This is a genomic window from Caballeronia jiangsuensis, assembly GCF_046030135.1.
GTDB lineage: Bacteria > Pseudomonadota > Gammaproteobacteria > Burkholderiales > Burkholderiaceae > Caballeronia > Caballeronia jiangsuensis.
On record NZ_JAQQDB010000005.1, the window covers coordinates 181,921 to 204,467 of the forward strand.

Annotated in this window: 20 protein-coding genes; 5 read left to right on the plus strand and 15 right to left on the minus strand. The window is 59.8% G+C overall.

Features of this window, described 5'->3' with window-relative positions:
* Window positions 1-2: 2 nt before the first annotated feature.
* The 12 genes from PQR08_RS07435 to PQR08_RS07490 form a co-directional block, all read right to left on the minus strand.
* Entirely contained in the window at window positions 3-1,163 is a 1,161-nt protein-coding gene (locus tag PQR08_RS07435) for a methyltransferase domain-containing protein (protein WP_408161199.1), read from the minus strand.
* A gap of 357 nt (window positions 1,164-1,520) precedes the next feature.
* A complete protein-coding gene (locus tag PQR08_RS07440; protein WP_250476998.1) occupies window positions 1,521-1,895 on the minus strand; it encodes a GtrA family protein in 375 nt (124 codons plus the stop codon).
* Between the two features lies 1 nt (window position 1,896).
* Window positions 1,897-4,731 carry a hypothetical protein gene (locus PQR08_RS07445; protein ID WP_408161200.1) on the minus strand — a complete coding sequence of 945 codons (2,835 nt, stop codon included), beginning with the start codon at window positions 4,729-4,731 and terminating at the stop codon, window positions 1,897-1,899.
* 141 nt (window positions 4,732-4,872) lie between these two features.
* The gene (locus PQR08_RS07450) at window positions 4,873-5,610 is read right to left on the minus strand and encodes a glycosyltransferase family 2 protein (protein WP_408161201.1); all 738 of its coding nucleotides are present in this window, start codon (window positions 5,608-5,610) and stop codon (window positions 4,873-4,875) included.
* Window positions 5,611-5,612: 2 nt separating this feature from the next.
* On the minus strand, window positions 5,613-6,011 hold the full coding sequence (locus PQR08_RS07455) for an HAD family hydrolase (RefSeq protein WP_408161202.1): 399 nt from the start codon (window positions 6,009-6,011) through the stop codon (window positions 5,613-5,615).
* Between the two features lie 10 nt (window positions 6,012-6,021).
* A complete protein-coding gene (locus PQR08_RS07460) occupies window positions 6,022-7,497 on the minus strand; it encodes an aminoglycoside phosphotransferase family protein (protein WP_408161203.1) in 1,476 nt (491 codons plus the stop codon).
* Window positions 7,494-8,408: a lysylphosphatidylglycerol synthase domain-containing protein gene (locus PQR08_RS07465; RefSeq protein WP_408161204.1), complete on the minus strand. Its 915-nt coding sequence runs from the start codon at window positions 8,406-8,408 to the stop codon at window positions 7,494-7,496. Before PQR08_RS07465 ends, PQR08_RS07460 begins: the two co-directional genes overlap by 4 nt.
* On the minus strand, window positions 8,395-9,270 hold the full coding sequence (locus PQR08_RS07470; RefSeq protein WP_408161205.1) for a glycosyltransferase family 2 protein: 876 nt from the start codon (window positions 9,268-9,270) through the stop codon (window positions 8,395-8,397). Before PQR08_RS07470 ends, PQR08_RS07465 begins: the two co-directional genes overlap by 14 nt.
* A gap of 313 nt (window positions 9,271-9,583) precedes the next feature.
* Window positions 9,584-9,799, minus strand: a complete 216-nt coding sequence (locus tag PQR08_RS07475) for a GtrA family protein (protein WP_408161241.1) — start codon at window positions 9,797-9,799, stop codon at window positions 9,584-9,586.
* A 1-nt stretch (window position 9,800) separates the two neighbouring features.
* Window positions 9,801-10,751: a glycosyltransferase family 2 protein gene (locus PQR08_RS07480; RefSeq protein WP_408161242.1), complete on the minus strand. Its 951-nt coding sequence runs from the start codon at window positions 10,749-10,751 to the stop codon at window positions 9,801-9,803.
* Between the two features lie 66 nt (window positions 10,752-10,817).
* Window positions 10,818-13,037, minus strand: coding sequence for a hypothetical protein (locus PQR08_RS07485; protein WP_408161206.1), 2,220 nt, complete (start codon window positions 13,035-13,037; stop codon window positions 10,818-10,820).
* A gap of 196 nt (window positions 13,038-13,233) precedes the next feature.
* Window positions 13,234-14,439 carry a hypothetical protein gene (locus PQR08_RS07490; RefSeq protein WP_408161207.1) on the minus strand — a complete coding sequence of 402 codons (1,206 nt, stop codon included), beginning with the start codon at window positions 14,437-14,439 and terminating at the stop codon, window positions 13,234-13,236.
* 89 nt (window positions 14,440-14,528) lie between these two features.
* Between PQR08_RS07490 and PQR08_RS38825 the strand changes: the two genes are divergently transcribed.
* Window positions 14,529-14,699: a GtrA family protein gene (locus tag PQR08_RS38825; protein ID WP_456264718.1), complete on the plus strand. Its 171-nt coding sequence runs from the start codon at window positions 14,529-14,531 to the stop codon at window positions 14,697-14,699.
* Here PQR08_RS38825 and PQR08_RS38830 read toward each other — a convergent pair.
* From PQR08_RS38830 to tnpA, 3 genes are read right to left on the minus strand one after another with little or no spacing between them, the layout of a single operon-like run.
* Entirely contained in the window at window positions 14,637-15,161 is a 525-nt protein-coding gene (locus PQR08_RS38830) for a hypothetical protein (RefSeq protein ID WP_456264719.1), read from the minus strand. The genes PQR08_RS38825 and PQR08_RS38830 overlap by 63 nt on opposite strands.
* Complete coding sequence (locus PQR08_RS07505) at window positions 15,128-15,307, minus strand: hypothetical protein (protein ID WP_408161245.1); 180 nt, start codon at window positions 15,305-15,307, stop codon at window positions 15,128-15,130. The genes PQR08_RS38830 and PQR08_RS07505 overlap by 34 nt, the downstream gene beginning before the upstream one ends.
* Window positions 15,280-15,657, minus strand: a complete 378-nt coding sequence (gene tnpA, locus PQR08_RS07510; RefSeq protein ID WP_408161208.1) for an IS66 family insertion sequence element accessory protein TnpA — start codon at window positions 15,655-15,657, stop codon at window positions 15,280-15,282. The genes PQR08_RS07505 and tnpA overlap by 28 nt, the downstream gene beginning before the upstream one ends.
* Window positions 15,658-15,800: 143 nt before the next feature.
* On the opposite strand from tnpA, the gene PQR08_RS07515 reads away from it, so the two are divergent.
* The 4 genes from PQR08_RS07515 to PQR08_RS07530 all read left to right on the plus strand — a co-directional run bounded on the left by PQR08_RS07515 (window position 15,801) and on the right by PQR08_RS07530 (window position 22,389).
* The gene (locus PQR08_RS07515) at window positions 15,801-16,052 is read left to right on the plus strand and encodes a type II toxin-antitoxin system Phd/YefM family antitoxin (RefSeq protein ID WP_250483977.1); all 252 of its coding nucleotides are present in this window, start codon (window positions 15,801-15,803) and stop codon (window positions 16,050-16,052) included.
* On the plus strand, window positions 16,049-16,438 hold the full coding sequence (locus PQR08_RS07520) for a type II toxin-antitoxin system VapC family toxin (RefSeq protein WP_250490198.1): 390 nt from the start codon (window positions 16,049-16,051) through the stop codon (window positions 16,436-16,438). Before PQR08_RS07515 ends, PQR08_RS07520 begins: the two co-directional genes overlap by 4 nt.
* 917 nt (window positions 16,439-17,355) lie before the next feature.
* Complete coding sequence (locus PQR08_RS07525; protein ID WP_408161209.1) at window positions 17,356-18,648, plus strand: integrase domain-containing protein; 1,293 nt, start codon at window positions 17,356-17,358, stop codon at window positions 18,646-18,648.
* A 3,000-nt stretch (window positions 18,649-21,648) separates the two neighbouring features.
* Window positions 21,649-22,389 (plus strand): nuclease-related domain-containing protein, encoded by a 741-nt coding sequence (locus PQR08_RS07530; protein WP_408161210.1) that lies wholly within the window; start codon window positions 21,649-21,651, stop codon window positions 22,387-22,389.
* Window positions 22,390-22,547: the final 158 nt, after the last annotated feature.

The window sequence follows — 22,547 nt, forward strand, 5'->3', positions numbered from 1 at the left end:
TATCAACGCCTCCTCGCGAGCAACGCGCCGATGAAACGAAGGATGGGCTTCGGCACGCGTCGGCGAATCGCGAACCAGATCCGGACGATGCGCCAGGGGACCGAGGCCAGTCGCTGATTGGCTTCGTTCAGCGCATCCTGCTGGTTGCGCAGCGCATCCTGCAGGATGCGGTTCTGGTCTTCGTGGCGTGCGATCGCCTCCCAGACGAGCTGGTTCTCGGCCTTCGCCGCACGCACCCCGACCAGTAGCGCTTCGTTCTCGTGTTCGCAGAAGTGCAGTTGCGCCTCGATCGCGCTTCTCGACTGCTCGGCGGTTTCAAGCAGCGTCTGAAGTTGCGCACGATTGTTCTCGGCTACTTCCAGGCTCTTCTGAAAGTTGGCAGCAACGGCCGCGCGCGTGCGCTCCGCGCTGATCCGCGTGCCCCACAATGCGTCGCCTGGAAAGAGCTCCTGCCTACCGATATCCATCGATACCGGGTAGCCCGCGAACAGCGCGGGTCCAATCTTCGCCGGCCCCCACACGCCGACGTAGTAGGACGTCTCTTCTGGCACGGGAGCGACATCGTCCTGCATCGGTACGAAAATGCCGGGCGCGAGATCGACGTACTCGAGCATGCGATCCTGGGTGTCGTTGCTGCGCGCGCGCTTCGCTTCGCCGGCTTCATCGAACATGCCGAAACCGACGGCAAGCGTCCCCAAATGCCACGAAGTGGCCGGTCCGAGCACGTCTTCGGCGAGTTGCTGGAATTCCGCGCGCGTGAACCGGTGCAGGTGATACGGATTCGTGCCGCCGTCCTTGAAGTACCAGTGATCGTTGGGCGCCGAGACGATGATCGTCGCGCCGGGCGCCGCAACCGCCTTGAGATTTTGCAGGAACGCCCTCGGATCGTTCAGATGCTCGATGGTTTCCAGTGAGACGATCAATCCGAACCGCTTGTCGCCCACGATTTCCTGAAGGTTTTCCGCGGGCGCCGCGCGATAAGTGACTGCGGGATCCTGGAAACGCACCTGCGCACGCCGCACCGCATCTTCGGAAACATCGATACCCAGCACGGAGGTAGCGCCCCACTGGCGCATGAGCCACGAGCCGTACCCTTCCCCGCAGGCGATGTCGAGCACATCCTGACCCTTGCACGCATCTCTGGCCGAGAGATAGCGCGCCATGTGAATGGATGCTTCGATTGCGCTATAAGGAGCGCTTTTCTCAAACAATGCGAGTCGTTCCATCGGGTGTCTCAGTTATCTCAAAATATAAGGAGCACTTTCCTCAAACAATGCGAATCGTTCCATCAGGCGCCTCGGCCATCTCAAAATATAGAGGCGCCTGCGCTCAAACATTGCGAGTCGTCCATTGGGCGCCCCGGCTATCTCAAAATATAAGGGCGCTTTGCTCAAACAACGGGAGTCGTTCGATCGGGCGCGTCGATTATCTCAAAATATAGAGGGCGCTTTGCTCAAACAACGCGAGTCGTTCGGTCGGGGCCGGTCTATCTCTAAAGGTGCGGGTTCAGTCGTGTGTGTCTAGCGCAGCCTCAGCCGGCCAGTCGTAATGAACGACATGAATTGAAAGTTGCAGTAGAAGGTCAGGGGCGTGACGATGATCTTGGAGACGATCGGTGCCAGGCCCAGATGATGAGTCAGCAAGTCGATGATGACGGAAGCAGTCAGAATCGCGATCGCCTGATACACGATGTAGCGCACCAGTTTCCCGAGCAGATAGTGACCCTGGTATTCGAAGATCCGCCGCACCGACACAAAAAATACGAACAGAACCGCGGCGGTCGCGCTCGCCGTATTGGCGAGCCAGACTGGCGACTTGAAAGCGGTCAGCGTGACGAACAGGCAGAAGTCGATGAGCCATCCGAGACCGGATACGACTCCGAAACGCATGAGCATGCTAGGCATCTCCACAATGGCGGGTAGCAGGAGATTCCTGCTGGGGTGTCCAGCCCGCCATCAGAAATGGCAGGCAGAAACCAATCAGTTGCAGATCGTAGAGGTAAAGGAACACGGAAGCGGGCGCGAACAGGAAGAACACGCACACGCGCGCGACACTTCCCGCCGCGAGCAGCGCGCAGGGCGGATAGCGCCGGAACCATGCGAGCGCGACGAGACAGACGATCAATTGCGGAATGTGAGTCGCGACCATCGCCGTCCAGTGACGCAGGGACCGGAGGCTGTCGATCCAGTGATGGCCTTCGGGAGCGAAGCTGTAAAGCCACTGGAATTTCTTCATCGAGCCGCCCGAATCGGCCAGCTGATCATAGAAAGACTGAAGTTCAAACGAGTTGGACGGCATCCTCAGACCGTCAACCGACCCGCTGAAGCCGAGATTGGAGGCGAACGTCGCCAGCCGGATCTTGATGAACAGGACGGGACTTTCCAGCGCCAGCCGCACGTACGTCTTCTGAAGATCCCGTACGTCCGCGTCTGTCGGTGGCGCTCGTTCCGTATGGGTTTGATGCCAGTAGACGATTTCGTAGGGCGACCAGTGCGCCAGAGAAAAATCCACGTCGATCAGCCTATCCAGTACCTCGCGCGTTTGCGCTGAAGTGCTTGCCGACAACCGGTTCTGCCCAATCTTTAGCATGCCGGTCACCGGATTCACGAGCGCCGTGGTGGCGTACATGCGCTTTGCCGCGCTCAGTGCGGTCCGATCAGAAAACAGCGCGCGTTCGGCCAATGGGGTGATCGACAGCCACGCCACTGCGGCGATCGCGACCATGGCGAGGCGACGCGCACGGCTGCCGCTCAGAACCAGGCATGCACCGGCGAACCAGATGCCGAGCGTAGGAATATTGTCGACCCGAAGCAGTGCTGCAACCAGGCCATTGCAAACGAGCGCCGCAACGATGACGCAACGCTGGCTCGCGGACCAGCGGCTCCACTTCATCAGCATCACGAACACGCACACGGCGAAGCTCGCCATGACCAGACCGTTCATCGCGTCACGCAAATGCACGGCGCTGGCAAACGGGATGATCGTCAGCGGCAGCCACGCGACGCAAAGCGTGACGATCAGCGCGCGAATTCCCCGGCGCGTGGCGCCGAGCCCAATCGTGAGAGTGACCAGCAGCAGAAGCATCGTTCCTGCGACACCCGTTGCCGTGACGAGCTTCGGCCCTTCCAGCAACAGAAGTCCGCCGACCAGCAGCGGATATCCGATGCCATACCATGTGTCGTAGGCTCCCGCGTCGAAGACGACGTAGGGCATCGTGCCGTCCCATCCGACTACGCCTGGCCAGGTGATGAGCGCCGCAACCCCCATCCAGCCGACGATGCCAACGGTTCCGATGATGACGCTGACCGGTCTTCCGCGTTTCGCCAGTTGCGCCAGCGACCTGCAGGTCCAGGCCGCAACCGGAATCAGCATGACGAGGAGGAAGGTCTCCGCGGCGGCTAGCAGTTTGATCGCCACGAACATGCGGCTATCGGGACGACGGATGGACGTGACCGCATAGGCATCGTTGCCGGCGGGCTGAAGCTCGAACGCCTGAAATGGCGCGTCGAAGGAAATGCGGAAGAGCTTGCTGGCGGCGCGGCCGTTGTCGGCCAGAATACGTGCTTTCGTCACATCGCCGGAGAAGTCCGAGCCGATGGCCAGCGAACCGAACGAACGGCTCACGGTGACACGCAAGCTCGTTGCATCGCGCTCGACGAGCACGAAAATCTTGTCCGATCCCGACTGCGGTATTGCGATGGCATGCTTCTGCGAGTCCGGTTCGACTACCGCGAGCGTCGGAGTTTTGCTGCCCTCGAGCGTGTAGATCGACGTGCGGCCGACCGAAACGGGCTGCACACCGTCGTTGGCCGTCTCTGGCCCGTTCGGCTCGCTCGAGGCCAACGGAATGCCGATCATCGCGCTGTCCGTCGCCTCGATCCGCCACGCGGCATCAGGCGACGCTGCGGTCTCGAAGCGGCTCGGCGTGCTGGGTTTCAACGGGTAATTCAACTCGGGAGCGAAACCTTGCCCCGCGTCCAGTTCTACTGTCGTCACCGGTGCGTTCGAATCGAATGCCACGACGTCGAAATCGCCCGCGTAGGACCGCTCGTGCACCGCAAAGAGCGTGATGCAGGACATCAGAAATGCGATGGCGAGACTACCCGACCAGAGGACCGGCAACGCCCTGAGGAAGTGGCCGAACACCGAGACAGCCAGCATGACGGCCGCCGCGAACCCGACCCACAGGGCCTTGTCCTTCCACGAGAGCGAAGGTCTGGGCAGCGGGATGGTCAATGTGCTCGCGACTGGCGCATAGAGATCGAGCGTCTGCTCTTTCCCGCCGATGTCCACCCGCGCGATGCCGGACCACGAGTGACGTCCCAGCTCGAGTCTTGCACCTTCGCCCCAGGCGCCTTCCCACGTGAGTGTCGCTGGCTGGTTGCGATAGGAAACATAGCGCTGACCGCGCGGCTCCCAGGCATCGCCCGCGCCCGACCAGTGACCGTCGAACGACTGCGCACCGGACTCGAGTCCGACCCATACTTCCGACGAAGCCGATGCCGGATTCTTCTGTCCCGTCGCCGTGACACTGACTTTCGGATAGTGCTGCGCGACCGGCGGAACGAGCGCCGCGACGCATGCGATACCGACGACGAGTGCCGCCAGATCCACTATGCGTACCGATCGCCAACCACGGCGCACGAACAGCGCCACCGACGCGCCCGCCGCGAGCGTGACCGGCGTCGTGAGCCAGGCCACACGAGGCAGGGCATGCGCGCGCAGAAACAACGCGACGACGAGAGCCGTCAGAAGCGCGGCGCACAAGCCTGCAAGCACGGAAGCCAGAATCGGGCGGGCAGCGCGCAGAGGGACGGAGTCAGATGTCACGTAACGAACTCGGGCGAGAAGGCTTGAGGCAGATACGACGCATCAGAGCGAGGGCGGCGCGTTTTGCAGGAATCGTTCGACTTCCGCAGGCGTGCCCAGCGGATAGACGGCGCCTTCCGGCACTTCATGCAGATAGACGGGGCGGCCGGAGGAGATGAGCTCGTTATAGAGCGGGGCGATGTATTTCTCGCCCTTCTCCATGCGGCTGCCGTCACGGTAGTAGCGCTCGTACGCATCGTTATAAAGCGAAAACGACGAGAACCAGTACAGGCCGATCGTTGCATGAGGCGAGATGCGTACTTTCTCTCGCAGTTCCGTGATGCGCCCGTCCGGCTCCGCCGCGGCGAAACTCCAGCCGTCACCCTTGCCGGGGAAGCACGGCACCCAACCGTCGCCGCGCGTGGCATCTGCCGGCAGCGCCGACGGATGCACGAACGTGTCGATGTTGTACACGAGCATCGGTTGCGACGGATCGGTGATTAGATCGCGAGCGAGCGTCGCGGTCGTTGCCTGTCCGTCGGTGAGATAGCCGATCTCGAGCACCTGACGGTCGGCAATGCCGAGCCGTGCCGCTTCGCTTTCGATGAACGCTCGCGCGCCGTCTTCCTCACGAACGATGAAAATGAACCGCGCCCTTTGCTCGATGAAACTCGAGAGACTCAGCATCGACCATGTGAAGAGCGTCTTGCCATGCGCCTCGATCTGATACTTCGGCACGGTGTAGCCGGCATCCCGAAAACGCTTGCCGAGGCCACCCATCGTGATGATCACGTTCACCATCGTCATTCTCCGCCCGGCTCTTCGCCGACAAGTTTGAGAACCTCGTTGTAGGAGAGCTTGAGGAATTCGTCGGGACGAATGGCCTTGTCGTCGACATAGAAACCGCCGCGTCCTGGCCAGGGCTTGCCGAGATGCAGTTCGTCATAGGGGACCTGATGCCTGTCGAGCCATTCCATCAACAGCTTGCCCGTGTTCGCGACGATGAGGCCGACGTTGCCGTCGTAGGTATTCATGTTGCGCGCCGTGAACAAGATCACGTAGAAGCCCTGTTCGCGATAGCGTGCGAGCTGCTCCATCATTTCCGGTATCGGCAGCAGATCGGCATACGATTCGTCCGGAAGTTTCTTGGGACACAACGTGCCGTCGATGTCCATCACAATGCATTTTTGCTTGACCAGCACCTGAGCCTCCTCAGAAATTGCGTTCGAGTTCGTTGAGTATGTCTGCCGCGTTCACGAGAAAAGCGATCACCTTCTTCGGAACGTCGATGTGCAGCGGAGCCATGCTGATGAACAACGACGCCTCGTAGAGTCGCGTCAGCTCCGGATCGAAGCCGCTCTCGGTGAGCTTCTGCCGGAACATCTCGGTGGCCCACGGCTGAGGCTTCGCATCGATGTGCAGGCGCACCTTCAGATCGCTGCCGATGTCCAGGCGGAAGAGCCCATAGTTGATGAAGTCGTAGTTGCCGACCACCGAATGCGACAGCTTGGCGATGTCATAGTAAGGATTGACATACAGCTCATCTTCGGTTTCCGCGCCTCGCGCGTCGATGAAACGCATGAGGCCGGTCGTCTTGCTGTACAGAATGTTCGAGAAGCACAGATCGCCGTGCCCGATGCACAGGCTCTTCTCGATTTCCGCAGGTTGCGACTTGTCGAGCAACTTCAGATACCGGTCCAGCAGGGAGCGAACCCCGCCGAACGTCGCACGTGCATAAGGCTCGATCGATGCATAGGCAGGCAGCGCTTCGAGTTGCTCCAGACGCACGAGCAGCTTCGACCGGTACGCTTCGTCGCGCGTACGTTCGGCGATGTCGCGCGGCACCGGCCTGGCCGGTCGCGATCGCACGAAGAACAGCACTTTATCGAGGAAGCGTTCGAGATGGACCCTGTTGAGCGAGCCGTGGATCCATTGCAGCGCCATGTCAGGAACGAACAGGCGCTCCATCTTGTAGCTCGCGCCTTGCGCTTCCCGCGTGAAATCGTAGGGCTGCACGAAGAACATCTGCATCGACGCGGGCAGAAGACGATAGAAGTCGTGTTCGCGCTTCAACTTGGCGGCGTCGGTCGACCGCTTCAGCAGGACGAATTCGTTGACTGTCTGAACGGAATTGAAAAAGCGCGCGTCGAAATTGCTGGTCAGGTAATCCGTGAAGCGAAGCGGGTCGCGCAAGTCGATCATGCTGGCGTGATCGGGCACGGGCTGCAACTGCTCGCCAGCTTCCCGGAAGAACGACTCGGCCGACTCCCCCGATGCGACGGCCCGCAGGAACGACTGAGCCAGGTCGTCCACGAGCACCATCATATGTGGTGCATAAGGATCGAACTGGTTGGTGTCATTCGCCACCCGCAGGTTATTGCGCGTCAGGCTGAGTTTCTGGAGAAAGAGCGCCGCCTCCTTTTCCGCGCAGCCGAATGCGATCCAGGCGGGAATATAGATGATCGTCTGTCTGCCGGGGCCGGAAAGCGGCGGTTTCGCCAGTGAGTCGGCATGCATCAGCGATTCCAGATCGACGAACGTCAGACCCGCCTGCCCGGCGAGGTCGGAGATCCAGCGGTCCAGTGAGCGCTTGCGGTAGTACACATCCGAGAATCGTTCGATACCCAGCAGGTTGCAGACGTCACTCGGCGGCGGCTGAGTGTTGTCGTAGATCAGTATCTTCTTCACCTCGTCAATCCTTCAGGCTGAGATGGGGCGCGTCGCCATTTGCGAAACAGGATCAATGCGATGATTCCGGGAACACACAGAATCTGAATCTTCCACTGATCGAAAACAGAGACCAGCGCGTCGTTCGACGCCGCGTGCGCCGGCCGATGGATGATGATGTCGGCGAACTGGCTGACGAGCCTGAGGAGCGGACTCCAGCTATTCAGATCCCGCGTGAGCAGCCCCAGGGCGAGAAGTTCGAAACACCAGATGAACAGCGTGACGAAGGCGAGCGTCAACATGCGGCCGCTAAGAAGAGGCCTTGCCAGTTGGGACAGATCGTTGATCGTCTCGAGAACCCTGAGAATGCGAACGGCCTTTTCGTCGCGATAGGTTCGGATCACATGCAGATTCAACGTGGCCAGTTGTTCCGGCAACACGAAGAAGAAGCACAGCGTGGCCAGCACGAATGCCGTGCTCAGCCAGAGAACGGGGGCGATCGGTGCCACTTCCACGTCGGTGCGTGTCAGGATGACGAGGATCATGGCGCCGAGCGCGACCATGTCGAATACGCGCTCGACCCAGACGATCACGACACCTCGCGCGATGCTTCCCGACTGCTGCCAGGCAAACTCATTGACGCGCACCAGTTCGCCGAGCTTGAACGGAATCACTGCCGAGCAGGCGGCCGTATAGAGGTAAAGCCCCAGCAGCTTGCGCAACCGAATGCTGCCAAGAAGCAGGCCGAGTCGCAGCATGCGGGCGCCGTGCGCCATCGCATACAGGACGATCGGCCAGATCAGGTCGCTGGCTGGAGGGAAGCCCGTGCGGGACCAGCCGAGCGGGAGCCAGAGCGCGAGCGAGCCGACGAACAGGACCGCTGATACACCGAAGCCCCAAAACAACAGGCGCTTTCGACTAACGAGGGACATCAGGCTGCCCCGATGGCTGAGTCGAGAGCGTGCTGTCGTACACGGTATCGAACCGGTAGTCGTCGGGAGAGCGGATGGTGTGCTGCCCGTCGAGGAAATCACGACGCCGGAACACGAACGTCGTCAGCAGTTTCAGAACCTGGAGCGACTGGCGTGTCAGTTTGACATTGGACACCTGATCGTCCTCGCGCCAGCTGATTGGAAAGAAGCGGATCTTCCACCGGCGCCAGACTGTCGCCAGGATCATGAAGTAGTTGAACGTAAGGTCGTCCGCGAAACCCTGATAACGCAGATTCCTGACGGCATCGACGCGATACATATTGAGACCCGAGCCCAGGTCATAGAGGCGCTTGCCGCTGGCCGCCGAAAACAGCAGATTGAATACCTCGTTGCCGAACGTACGGAACGCGGAATAGCCTTCGAGCCGCGAGCCGGGCATGAAGCGGGCGCCGAGGAGGCAGTCGACCGTGCGATGTTCGCCTCGCTCGATATGAGGCAGCAAATCGCGTATGCTGCCCTGATCGTCGCCGTGAAGGACCACTAGAAAATCGAATCCCTCACGCGCGGCATAGGCGAACGCGCTCTTGTGCGAGCCGCCCAGACCGAGGTTATCCCAGTTCTGCATGACGCGAACCGGCAAGTCCAGTTGCGCCGCGGCAGAAATCGCGGATTTGACCGTGTCGTCGGTGCTTCGATTATCGACGACGATCACTTCACGGAAAAGCGCCTCGCATCCCTTGAGTTGCAGGAGCGTGCGGCCAATCTGACGCGCGCAGTTATATGCGGGAATGAAGACGAGAATGCCTTCGCGGTTCGGTGTAATGCCCATCTTGCTGGATTTCTCGAGAAAGGTGCTGAGCACCGCTGCAGGCCATGACGGACAGGCTGTGACGGGCGTCTAGCGGATTATGTGCCGCATTCTAACCCATCGGTCTGACCCGAACCTTCGGGAAACGGATTCAGACGGCGCCTGCGCAACGTGCTGTCACTAACGGGACTTCGACCGCGCGTGACGGAACACCCAGAGCTTCGTCGAGAGGAAATTGACGAACATCCCCGCGGTGGAACCCGCGGCTACCGCGAGCGCCGGCGCGCCGGGCGAGGGGGGCAGGATCGAGATGGCCAGCGCATAGGATGGCGTAATTGCATGCGCCTCCGAACGACATCGCAAAGAGCTACTCCCACCATTCCCGCCATGGCGAAATCGTAGCCCTCCGGGCAAAGGTAATACGGCGATTGATCTGCCAGGTCACAAAAGCGGCGCAGAGAAAAGAGATCACGCGCCCCAGATAAGGTCCGCATCCGAGGGAAAGCGCGGCGTACAGCACACCGGCATCGACGACGAAGCCGACGACGCCGGCAAAGTCGAAACGCAGGAACTCGCGTTGCACGTTACTCAACGCGCCCTCGCGCTTTCGTGACCGGAATGGCGAGGTAAGCGAGGCGCTTGAGTTCGTTGCGCCCTCGCGTGACGGTATCGAGCACCAGTCCGTTGATGAGAAGAATCGCGCCGGTCAGCATTAAGCCGCTGCTGAGGATCACGGTCGGAATCCTTGGAACCAGTCCGGTCTCGACATAGGTCTCGAAGACAGGAATCGCAAACAGCACCGACAGCACGACGCAAACCGTAAAGCCCACGGAAAAAAAGGCGAAGGGTTTCTCCGCCTTGAACAGCTTGAGAATGGTGAGCAGGATCCGGAATCCGTCGCGATATGTATTCAGTTTGCTTTCGGAGCCTTCCGGACGAGCCTTGTAATCCGTTTCGATTTCGACCACCGGCATTCGCATGCTGAGCGCATGGACGGCGAGTTCGGTCTCGATCTCGAAACCGGCTGAGTGAGCAGGGAAGGTTTTCGCGTAGCGCCGCGAAAAGACGCGATAGCCCGACAACATGTCCTTGAAGGTCCGGCCGAAAATCGTTGCGGCGCACTGTGTGAGCAAGATGTTGCCGAAGCGGTGTCCGAGCCGATATGCCGTTTCTTCGTCACTCAGACGCGAGCCCACGACCATGTCGAGGCGGTTTTCGACGAGCGCTCCGACCAGCTCCGGCGCGGCGGCGGCATCGTAGGTCGCGTCGCCGTCCACCATCACGTAGACATCGGCTTCCACGTCCGCGAACATGCGTCGCACCACGTTGCCCTTGCCTTGCAAGGGCACGTCTATCACCTGAGCGCCGGCGGCGCGCGCGGCCGCGCCCGTGTCGTCGGTGGAATTATTGTTGAACGCGTAGATTTCGGCCGACGGCAGATGAAACCGGAAATCGCGGACGACGTGCGCGATCGTTGCTGCCTCGTTGTAGCACGGTACGACGACGGCAATGCGTAGCTGCAATATTTCGGCCATGAATGAAGTCACGTACTGAATCCGGGCACGCGCTGGCGTGCGAAGGAAAGTGAATGTTGCGTAATGTTAACGCATGCCCCGCGTCGCGCCCTCGCCACTCGCGGCGCGGTTTCCAGCGGATCTCGAACGTCCACGAAGCAAATCACCCGCAAGCACCAGCAAACCGAGAGTGAACGCAAGCCACGCCCAGTTGATGAATGGCGGAGTGAACACGAAACGAACCGTCGATTCGCCCTGCGGCAGTGCGACGCTCTGGAAGATCTCTCCGGTCGTCTCGATCCTTCGTGACTCGCCGTTCACGCGAGCGCTCCAGCCTTTCATCGCAAGCTCGAGACGGACGAGCGTCGAGGGCTTGTCGCAGCGTGCGTCGAGCGTGTCGCGATCCTTGATCGACAAGGTACAGCCGGCGGCGGAGAAATACGGCGCGGGATCGGTAATCTCGAAGATTCGCATGCGGTCATCTGCAAAGACCTGGGCGAGTTTGGTATCGGGATCACGAGTACGTTGCATGAACCCGGCGGAGCCTGGCGTTCCCTCGAAATCCTTCGGCGCGAGCACATAGCGTGTGCCGATTCGACGGTAGGCTTCGAGGCTCGCTACTAGGCTGTCGGCTGCACTCGGACCGCCCGGATCGTCGCGCGAAACACCGGTAAAGAGAATGGGCGGGGCGTTGCCGTCCAGATGGGCCGCGACATAGTTGGTCCATGCCTTCGGAATCGGCAAATCATTATGGTTGACCGATGCGATGCCGAAGTACGACCCGTAGTTCGGTTGCACCGGCCCGAGCGTGGCGAACCGCTGAAAGCCGAGATTCTGTTGAAGGTAGTGGACGCCGCCGAGTTCGATCGTGCCGCGAGACGGATAACTCAGGACCGGTATCAGAAAGTACAACACGGTTTCAAACGCGAGCAGACCTGCCAGCACGCGTGTGCGCGAAGCCACCGGCCTCCATTGCCATGTGATTGCAAACAGCGCCGCTGCAAACGCCGCGGTCACGATCCAGGCGATATGGGGGATGCGGCCGACGGGATGCAAGCCCGCGTGAGCCATCGTCCAGGCGCCGAGAGCGCAAGCCAGCCCGACGAGCACGGTCATGACCCTGAGCCGGCGCGCGCTCGGGGCCGTTGCGAGATCGGTCAGCGCGAACGCAGCCAGCGTGCACATGCTGAATTCCCACGAAGGCGGCAGATAGCGGTAGAAAGCCGCGAGCTTGAGGCCGGGAACGATATGCAGCAGCACGCTCACGCCCGGCATTCCGTAGGTCAGCGCCAGGCATACCGCCGTCCAGAGCGCGAGCGCGAGACTCAAGCCGCGATGCGTCGGCCCTCGAATACCGCACAGCGCGAGCGCCATTAGGACGTAACCCGCGTAGCCGCCGACGGAGCCCCAGAAGTCCGCGAACGGCGCTTGCTGAAAAATGCTGCCGAACGCATAAGGGGAGAGCAGTGCCAGCGCATAGCTCGGGCTGAGGTGCGCGGATGCGAAACCGTCTCCGTGGCCGCCGGTATTCGCGAGCGGAAGAAAGTCGAAGAAGGGAACCAGTGCGGGCGCCGCCAGAGCAAGGGCCGCCAGGCCGCCGACGCAGATACGCACCCAGAAGGCGAGGCGAAGATCGCGCGGCAGCGACGCCGCGCGGACCAGCGCCCAGACCAGGACGAGCAGGCCGTCCAGATACGCAACCTCAGGAAACCCGGCATACAGCGACGCTGCCAGTCCGATGATCAGCCACGCCGCCCCGCCTTTGCGCCGGGTCGCCACACGATCCCACAAGACCTCGATACCCAGCAAGGTGAGCGGCAGGAACGGGATCGGATTGACGACCGCGTTGGCGAGCCAGGCGAAGGTGCCGTTGAATTCGAAGACAAGCGCGGCGGCCGTCGCGGCAAGCGGTGTGCATCCGATGCGACGCAGCAGCGCCCATGTCGACCAGCCGGCGATGACCTGCAGCGCGATGTGCATATACGACTGTCCGTCGCGAAGGATGAGCAGCCAGGTCAATGGAAACAGCGCTGCGGACTGCACCTCCCCGGCGAGCGGCACGCCGACACCTTCGAAGTGATTCCACCACAGCGATTGCCCGTCGAAAAGATTGAGCGCGGCCCGCCGTCCGAGCGCGTGGCTGGTGAAGGCGATATTCGGATCGATAGTCGGGTACGGCGGATAGCCCGTCAGTGGACCCGCATGCAAGTGGCTGTGCAGGCCGGCGTAGAGCAGTGCGGGATCCGCAATCAGCGCTCCGATGAGCAAGGGCGCCTTGACGAGAATGGGCGCCAGTAGCAAAAGCACGAGACAAGGCCAGACGCCCGGTGACCGGATAGTCGATGTCGGAAGGGGGCGGTCCTTGATGGCAGGGTGCATAAGCGCGGAAGGGGGAACTCGAAAGATCCGAAATCATACGGCAACCGGGCGTCGCGACCGGCAGGCGTGAGCCTGCCGCCCGTGGGTTGTGGGGAAGTCCTGTGAGCGCGGGCGCCCTCAGGCGTCAGGCCCCGCCAAGGATGCGTCGAAGCCAGCCGCTGAACATGTTCGCTGCGCCCGTTGCATCGCGCTTCGGCGGCACGAGCAGCGCTTGCAGCGTCTCATAGGCATCATCGACGCGTCGTCCCGGACGGCCCGTGTAAGGTTCCAGTATGCCGTCGAGCCGGACCCCGAACGGGTTCCCGATATCGATCAGAATCTGCAATATCGAGTAAGCCGTCATCCCGTCGGCGACTATGCCAAACGGTTCATACTCTTCACCGCCCAGGTGACGCAAGATCGCCGTGGGTCGATTCATCGAAAGCGACGCAAGCGCAAGCGTGCTGCCTGACGTGATCACCGCCGAAGTGCGCTCGAGCGCGCGGGAAAGCGGCTCGGCAGGATCCGAGAACTCGAAGATCGGCCGAAGCACATCATAGTGCGAGACGTGTTCCGGGTGAACGCGCAGAATGATCTTCTTGCCGGACGATGCTTCGATGTCCTGGAACAGTTGCCGGAGTTCATCGGGGGGAATGTCTCTTTGCAGCGCGAACAGTATGCTTTCTTCCTCGGGCCGCGCCTCGGCGCTGTAGGAATCGAGGATGGGAAGCGAAAGCGCCACCGCCCGGTCCTGGAACTCGGGAGAGAGACGAGTCGTGAAGGCTTCTCCGAAAACGCCCAGATAGTCGTACGACTCGAACCGCGCTTCGTAATGCGACCACAACTGCACGAACCCATGCTGAAGCCCGACAAACCGCGTTTTCGGCGACACCGCTTGCACCCATTTGCGCAGTTTCAACTCCGGCCAGAGATGACAGGTCGTCATGAGGACGCCGTCATAATGCTTCTGCCCGACGCAGCGCTGAATGGCGGCGATGCAATCGGCTTCCGTCGTCTCGCATAATTCGAAAGTCGAATTGATGGGCGCCGTCAACAAGGCATGCGACTGGATATCGCTGTCATAGAGGCCGGTGTGATCCGGGTCCGAAAGACGGGGGAACAGGAGGAAATGCACGTGCCACCCTCCGTCCGGATCTTGCTGGCGATCGGCAGCAAGTTCATCAAGCAGCGGCTCGTGAACGCCGACATCAAGATATTCAAAATAATCGTTACCGGTTGTTGCTGCTGCTTGAGGGTGTAAGTTCGCAGGGTCCTGGCGCGGAATTCTCGCGAATGCCTTCAGGTATATCAGGAACGTGTATCGATACGCATTAGGCGCGACCGGTTCCACTATCGCGCTAGTTAGTGCAAGTTAGCGCCGCTCGCGCTCTGGATGCGTGCAATTATAAAGCTTTCGATCACTCATCCGATCCCGGACATATGCAACTCGGCCTCCTCTACACCTTATTCGCCGCCATCGCCACTGCCGCCAACATCGGCGCGCAGGAGCTCGCCACGCGCCTCTACACGGGCCCGTGCCACATCCTGCTATCGGTATTCATCTGCACCGGCGTCGGCCTCGTCGTGAAATACGTGCTCGACAAGAAATAAGTCTTCCGCTTCAAGGCGGAGAATGCGCGCCACGACGCGACCATATTCACGCTCTACGTGACGATGGGCCTCGTCACGACCGCGATCTTCTGGGGCGTGGAATTCGGCTCCAACCACATCTTCGGGACAGCCGAGATGCGCTACGTCGGCGGTTGCATCGGCCTGGCGATCGGCTAGGGTCTGCGCCCGTGGCTTTTCAAGGTGGGCGTGCATGTCGTCGATATCAAACCCGGCTTCGTCGCCACACCGATGATCGCGGGCCTGCCGCTGCTGGGGCCGCTCCTTCGAGAAACGCCTGCAATGCGCCTTCGCGCTGCCATACAGATAATTCGACGGCCGTCCGCGATCGCCCGCCAGCGACGAAATCACCGCGAGCGTGCCATGCCGCTGCGCTTCGAGCCGATTGGCGATCGGCGTGAGCAGCGCGATCAGCAAAAGCGCATTGGTATGAAACTCGCGCACAGCGACGGCGGATCGTCCTGGCAGACCGCCTGATCCGGCAGCGTGCCCGACGCGACCAGCCCGATATCGATCGAATCCATTTGCGCGGCGCAGTCGGCGAGCATCGCGGCGTGATCGTCTAGCCTGTTGATATCGAGCCGATGCACAGCCGCCGCGATAACGTCCCTCGATCACGCGTCGATAACGATGCCGTTTCGGCTGACGCAGAAGATGGCGTCAGCGCAGGCTCACCTTCGAGGCGAGCAATGACAACAAACGCGGCGTCTTCCTTCACGGCCTGCGGACTCTTTGAACGCGTTTCGCCCGTAAACTTCTCACGCCACAACCCGAACGTGCTGACGGCAAGGCGATGTTCGCGACAGGAACGTCGGGTGCCTACGCCGCTCATCTGAGACTGCTCGTACCTGCGTGGTACCTTTCTCTGAAGCGGACAGCGGCCGAAAGGGACCGTGCAGTGAACTCCGGTAGCTAGCTTCCGCGTTCTGCCGCGTCCCAAGCGGCGAATTGTCCCGGGATGACCGTCGGATCGTCCCTAAAAAACGACGCTCGCTCGTCTCAGTTCGGCGATGCGATACCGTTGCAATTTCGCAACCGCCATCATAAACTAAGTCTATCGGACTAAGTTTAATTGGGGTGCAAATGCGTACGTTCAACATGCACGAAGCCAAGACAAATCTTTCAAAGCTCATCGATGAGACGGTGAACGGCGGACAGCCGTTCGTTATCGCGAAAGCCGGTAAGCCGTTGGTCAAGGTTGTCCGGATCGACACAGAAGCGGAGAAGCCGCGCAGACGTATTGGATTCATGAAGGGGGAGCTGAAGGTGCCTGCTGACTTCGATGCGATGGGTGCAGACGAGATTGCTGATATGTTCGAGGGCAAGTCGAAGTGAAGCTTCTTCTCGATACGCATCTGCTCATCTGGGCGGCGAGCGATGATCCGGCGCTGTCCGGGCAAGCGCGCAGTCTGATCGAAGACCCGAACAACACGCTTTATTTCAGTGTTCAGAGTATCTGGGAGATCGTCATCAAGAGCTCGCTCCGACGTCCCGATTTCCAACTCGATGCCCGCGTTTTTCGAACGAACCTTCTTGACGCCGGATATAACGAGCTCTCGATAGAGGCTCATCACGCCCTCGAGATACTGCAGCTTCCGCCAATTCACAGAGATCCGTTTGACCGGATGCTAATCGCTCAGGCGATCTCGGAAGGAATCGTGCTGCTTACGCACGATGACATCGTGCGGCAGTACGATTCTGCTCCGGTGCGGTACGTCTGATCTTTTTCGACCAACGCAATCAGGATCGTCAAGGCCATCACCCGATCGGGTTTTAGCCGGCGTTGACAGGAATGTTCCCGCAACGCTTGCGCGCCGCTAGAAGCGCACCAATCGGCGTCGGCGCGAATTCGGCCCACCGATGGAACCGGTGAGCATGAGACCGCCGACCATAAGATGAAGCACAACATTTCGATTCGCTTTGCGCTGCTGAGCTGGTTTGTATGGGCATTGAAAGGCGAATGTCGAAAGGCGTATCGAAATCGCGAGCTTTCCGTCAAACCTCGCGCGCCGAAGAGCCTAGTATCCTAATTACCTATCCGCGTCACCGACGCATCGACCTGAGTGCATCGCACTCCATTTGTACCAAGTCTCGCGCTCGATGAGCGCAATCTCACTGAACGGCAGCGGCGCTGCCCATTGAACTGGCCGTGTCATGTCGGAAACTGAGTTCAACAAGAACCGCATGAACGCTAGCCTTGCCAGCAATACGCAAAACCTCATCGACTGAGAACAAGCTCGCACGGACAGTGCGAACGTCAATCTTTCCTTTCGTCTCCGGCATTCTCGCCAAGCTCGACTCACGCGGTCCCACATCGAGGCGATCGTGATGAGCAAGCTCTCGAGACGGGAAATCACTTGCACCCTCGGTGCGGATTTCTTCATCTCTTTCTGTCGGCCCGCGCAGCCGAAAACAAAATGCGCAACAAGAATTGCTTGGCTCGACAGGCTTATGCCTGCGGTCAAGTAGCCGTGCGTCGGATTCGTCCGTCGCAAGGATCATCAGGCCGCAGTGCTTCCCTGTGCCGGGTGAATCAAAAATCTGATCTCTAAGATCCCGGAAAGCAAAGCGTGCAGCATTCCAACCACCCCGGGACGTTCTTTTGATAGGTGAGAACGTCGCTTTTCATGCGACAGCTGTGAAAATCCAACTCAACTTTTCGGCACTGTTGGACAACGCCGGGCTGCCACAGCGGCTCACGAAAGAACTCACCGAACTCTTTCAGCACCACCTATCCAAAGCACACAGCAAGACACGCGTGACCTCGAACGCAATCTCCATCAAAACACAGACATACCGCGTGCGACATCTCATCGCGGGCTTTCGCGAACTTCGAAAGGGCGGATTTGCGCTTCAGTCGCCGTGGAACCTCTCTGAAAAACACATCGCCTATCTGGTTAAACTTTGGGTCACCGAGAAGGAACAAGCGCCGGGTACGGTCGAGAACAAGCTCACCTACTGGCGCACGCTTGCAGCGTGGATGAAAAAGCATCAGCTCGTGGGAACCGTCGATGACTACATCAAGCGGCCCGACGGATATCGCCGCTACTATGTGGCTCAGGAAGATAGATCTTGGGAAGCGGCCAACGTCGACGTCAATAACACGATCTGCCGACTCTGCGAACGCGACCGTTGGGTCGCAATCCAAGTCGAGCTGCAGGCCACCTTTGGGCTGCGCGCGCAGGAGAGCATGCTCTTGCGTCCCCTGCAGTGTTTGCGCGTCTCAGGCCACCTGCATGTCATCGACGGCACGAAGGGTGGGCGGCCCAGGATCGTGCCGATTGATGCCGAGTGGCAATACGAAGTCCTGATCCGCGCTGCAAGGCTCGCCAACCCACGCACGGGGTCGATGATTCCAGAGCCGTGGTCCCTCAAAAAGTGGTATCGCCATTTCTACCACGTCCTGCAAACGGAGGGCATCACCCGCGGCGGCTTGGGCGTAACCGTGCATGGACTACGCCATGCGTACCTTCAGAGAATGTACGAGCAAATCACCGGCGTGCCGGCACCCATCAAGCGCGCCGACCACCGGCCCGATCCAGAGCTTCATCAGAGGGCCATGCAACAGTTAGTGGAAGCCGCAGGACATAGTCTCGCCGCAAAGGCAACGGCATACATCTCGACATTTGCCACGGCCGAGCGCCTATCGCGACCCGTGATCACGCCCGAACAGGTGATCGCAGCTCTTAAGGGCGCGAATGGCGTCAAATCGGAAGCCGCGAAGAGCTTGAATATCTCGAGGCAAGCGTTTTATCGCCTTCTCGCGAAGTGCGGGGGTATCCAATCCGTTGCAACGGCAGAATCCGCCGGCGTGCACGCTGTGCCTGCGCAAGCGTGCCTCGGTGATTACACACCTAGCGAACACCGCGGTGGGTCCGTCGGCGATCCGGCGCGCCGTCAGTTGTCGTTGCTCGGCGATCTACCGGGCTAACCTCCATCTCGCAAACCGATGGCCTCTACTTCGCCAAGTGCCACCGCGGCGTGCGTCTTCCGCCCTGCGGCGGCCATCTCGTCTAGGCAGTGGCGGAGCATCCGAATCAACCCTGATCCAAGCGACTCGGGCGATGAGCGCAATCTGCGTAACGCTTATCGCAGAACGAGGAGTTCCGGTCGTTGCCTCCTCGTGCGGGGCGCCATTAACCGCGCCGGAAGACACATTTCGGCGTCGAAGTTTGATTTCCGGAAACGAAACAGTGATATCGGCGATTTCACAATACGAAAAGCGTGCCGAATAAGGGGGATGTGCATATTCGGCACGTTTTGTAACAAGGCTTTTTTGATGCAATTTCAATGATTTAGATCCTCACGTCAAGGCGACGGGACATTCTCCGGATAGCGTCCCTCGTGGCCTATGGCATCGTCTGGCACCGCTGCTTAGCGAGGTACGAGGCTTCGCGCTAACGCATGCGCCAGTCGAACGTAGGTGTTTCAGTGTGGAGTACTCAATCCGTTGCAACGGCAGGCTTCGCCGTAGTGCACGCCCCGCGCAAGCGTGCCTCGGTGATTACACGCCTAGCGAATGTCGCGGTGTGTGCCTCGATGATCCGGCGCGCGTTGCTTGGCGATCTTGCGGGCTAACTTCCACGTCGCAAAGCGATGGCCTCTTTTTAGCCAATGTCACCGCGTGCGCGTTACCGCCCGGCGGCGGCCATTTCGGGCGAGGCGTGGCAGAGGCCCGAAGAGTTCTGGCCTGAGCAATTTTCGGGCGATGACCGCAAGGACCGTTCATTGTGCGTTCTCGTGCGTGGCGTCGTAGCCGCGCCGGAAGACGCGTCGCGGAATCAAAAATTCGGTTTCTGTAAGAGAAACGGCGAAACTCACGGTTTCATAATGTAAAAAGTGAGCCGAATAAGGGGGGTGTGAATATTCGGCTCATTTTGTAACAGCGCTTTTTTTTAGTAGATTCAATAATTTAGATCCTCGCGTCGACGCGGTGGGACGCTCTCCGGAGAGCGTCCCACGTGGTCTACGGCTTCGTCTGTCACCGCTGCTCGGCGAGGTACGGGGCTTCGCGCTGGCGCATGCGCCGGTGAACGCATGAGATTTTTCGTTCACAGTTCAGGTTGGCGATCGCAGATCGCTGAACAAGCAGCTGCTGAAGTCGCCAACGCAGCGAGAGAGTCACGGCGCATCGGCGCATTCTGCCCTCTGATGATCGCGCGCGTGTTCACCAAATCCTCCGGTGCGAGGACGCTGGATTTGCGGAGTGTCACTCACCAAAGTGCCGTTTGCGACAACGCCGCGGGGCACGGGGAAATGAGAGAGTATTCGCTTTCGCGACGCGATTACACGCGCGCCGTGGGCTTCGGAGCGCTGAAGGAACTCGAGCAGCTTCTTGCTTCCCGCGCTTAGGCCATTACTGATTTTGGCGTCCTGACTTGCAAAGTGGACGGCAGGGGCGAGGCGATATCATGATATAGCCTGCGCACGCTTAGCGCATCGACCATGTGCCTGATTCAAAAGGAATTATTATGGCGAGGAGGTGTGTGACAAAAACCGGCATCGGGAGAAATTGTCACACGAGAGTGTTTGGTCACGGCCTGACGCTTTGGACGGTTCCCTTCACCGTGCGCCGATTCACGAGTGCACCGTAGGAAATATCATGATAATGGTCGAGCCGGCGAAAGAGACACGAAAACGGATCGCTTTTCGCTGGGACGATGCGTACACCGCGTAATAAGCAACCAGCCTGTCGGCAGGCGAGCTGCCAACTCGACGAACCAGTGTAACAATATTTCGAATTCTGGGATTTTGTTACACCCTTGTTCAGAAATTCTTTCCTTCTTAAATCAATAATTTGCGTCGACTGAGCGGTGTTGTCAGAAAATATCATGATATTTTCTAGGTGCCTTTTTGCCCGCTGGAGAGCCTCTCTTCCCCCTCGACCAAAGTTGGGAAGTGTCAGGGTTATGCCTCTCTTCAAGAACCAGCGTCGTGCCGCGCCGTCCACGGCCCCGGTCCTTGGTCCATGATAGGGGGAGCGGCTGATTTCGCCGTTCGGATTCCGTGCGTCTGAAACGCAATTACGGCATCGGCGGAGACTGTGAGGCTAGCGTCGAGCCACTGATCTGTGAGCCGTAAGAGAGCACGCGAGCGCATCTAAGCGTTCGAACCCGTCAGGAACATTAGTTGTGCGATGTGTCGAGGGCTCAAGGCGACCGCGCGGTTTTCTGTCGCTTGACGAGCTACAGGAATCTCCAAACGAGTTGTCGAGGCGGCTCACGCATTCTTCCGTGTCGTTGTCGCTAGCTGAACGAGCGTGCAGACGTAATGACTTCACCCGCATGTCGAGGTGCACCCCTTTCTTTCTGCGTTTTCCTGCAGGTCACGGCCGCGCCTTGACTTCCTGTTGTCGCAGGCATGCTGGTTTTGTTCAAACCAGTTCTCCGTCGCTATGCCGACAACGAAGCGTCTGTGTCATCCGCCACCCGCACAACGAGCGCGAAGCGTCGCTCCTAAGCAGCGTACTTCGCGCCTTATGTGGTCTCGAGCGCGCACGCACGACCCGATGCGCGCGCGACGCCCGCGCGCTCGCGGAGCCAAATCATGCGTGCGATAAAGCGGCAACCCATCGCAAAGTCTGGAGCGTCGGAACTGAAGCGGCCCTCAAGGTGCGCGGACGCCGAATTGACGCACCTCGAGAGTGTGATACGCCACCTCCAAGGCGCGAATGCACCGCCCATGCCGCTTTACTTTGACCGGTTCTACTGGCTCAGGCGGCTCGAGCTTCTAGAGAAAGAAACGCGCCTCGTCCCCGCGCAGATGAAGCGTCTCGGCGCCTTGCGAAATCGCCTGATTGCAGAAGCATCATGTCGCCAGGAATGTGCGTGACCGTTCATTCATTGGAACCCGCTCAACCGAATCTATCACGTAGCAATCGGACTCACGCGCCGCTATCAGTCAACCTGCAGCGCCCGGCGGAGACTGATTGATGACCGCAATGAACCAACCGCGAGAAAACGAAATGAGAGATCCAGCTCAAAAACGAGAACCCGCATTCCATCCGTTGAACGATCGAATGCAAAGCGGCGCCGATTACCTCAGTCATCTGCAAGAGCAAGATTCGGTCTTGCGCGCGCGCCGTCGGCGGGTCTGCCGCTGGTTGCGCCGCCGAATCGCGCCCATATTCGCCCGCGTGTGTGAGAGCCAAGTGCGCTTTCGTGAAGACGTAACTCTCGAACATGCGCCGGGCACTGCAAACGCGACGACATTGGTCGATTGCCTTGCTGTTACGCCTTTCGGTGTTTTTGTCGTCAACTACTACGATTGGCGGGGCGAGGTCAGGCCCGGGACCAACGAAGATGAACTGCGCGTGATCGATGATTTGGGCGGCGTCACGGTGAACACGTCGCCTTTACGGCGCGCAAAGCCGGCGGTGCGCCATCTACGGTCAGTGCTCTCTCAGCACGATTGTCCGGTCGAGAGCGTCGCCATATTCGCGGAGGCGGACTGTCGCATTCATCCGACGGCACCGGACGGCGTTCTAGCATTGTCGGATTTACACTACTTTTTGCGCACGAGATTGGTCAATTTTCGCGCAACGCATGCACGTTATCTGGACGCTGCGCGACTTGATAGCCAGATAGGTCGAACATGCGGTCATGCCGGCGAAACCAGTCACGCTATCGATCCCCGGGCGGTGCTAACCCGTCGTTTCAGAACAAGCCGGTAACGCGACGAAATCGGAGCGGACATACAACGAAAGCGAGATAGCGAAACAAGGCCAAGGGTAGGGCAGGCGCACGTCGATTCAACACGGGCAACGCGCCGACACAAGAGCGATCCATACCCCCGTTCCGGATAGAACTCGGCGCGGGTCCAAGCAAAACC

Coding starts and splice junctions, on each gene's coding strand:
- PQR08_RS07435 (WP_408161199.1), bottom strand. CDS start 1,163: ATGGCGCGCTATCTCTCGGCCAGAGATGCGTGCAAGGGTCAGGATGTG.
- PQR08_RS07465 (WP_408161204.1), bottom strand. CDS start 8,408: ATGTCCCTCGTTAGTCGAAAGCGCCTGTTGTTTTGGGGCTTCGGTGTA.
- PQR08_RS07530 (WP_408161210.1), top strand. CDS start 21,649: ATGACCGCAATGAACCAACCGCGAGAAAACGAAATGAGAGATCCAGCT.
- PQR08_RS07450 (WP_408161201.1), bottom strand. CDS start 5,610: ATGGTGAACGTGATCATCACGATGGGTGGCCTCGGCAAGCGTTTTCGG.
- PQR08_RS07480 (WP_408161242.1), bottom strand. CDS start 10,751: ATGGCCGAAATATTGCAGCTACGCATTGCCGTCGTCGTACCGTGCTAC.
- PQR08_RS38825 (WP_456264718.1), top strand. CDS start 14,529: ATGCAACTCGGCCTCCTCTACACCTTATTCGCCGCCATCGCCACTGCC.
- PQR08_RS07515 (WP_250483977.1), top strand. CDS start 15,801: ATGCGTACGTTCAACATGCACGAAGCCAAGACAAATCTTTCAAAGCTC.
- PQR08_RS07440 (WP_250476998.1), bottom strand. CDS start 1,895: ATGCTCATGCGTTTCGGAGTCGTATCCGGTCTCGGATGGCTCATCGAC.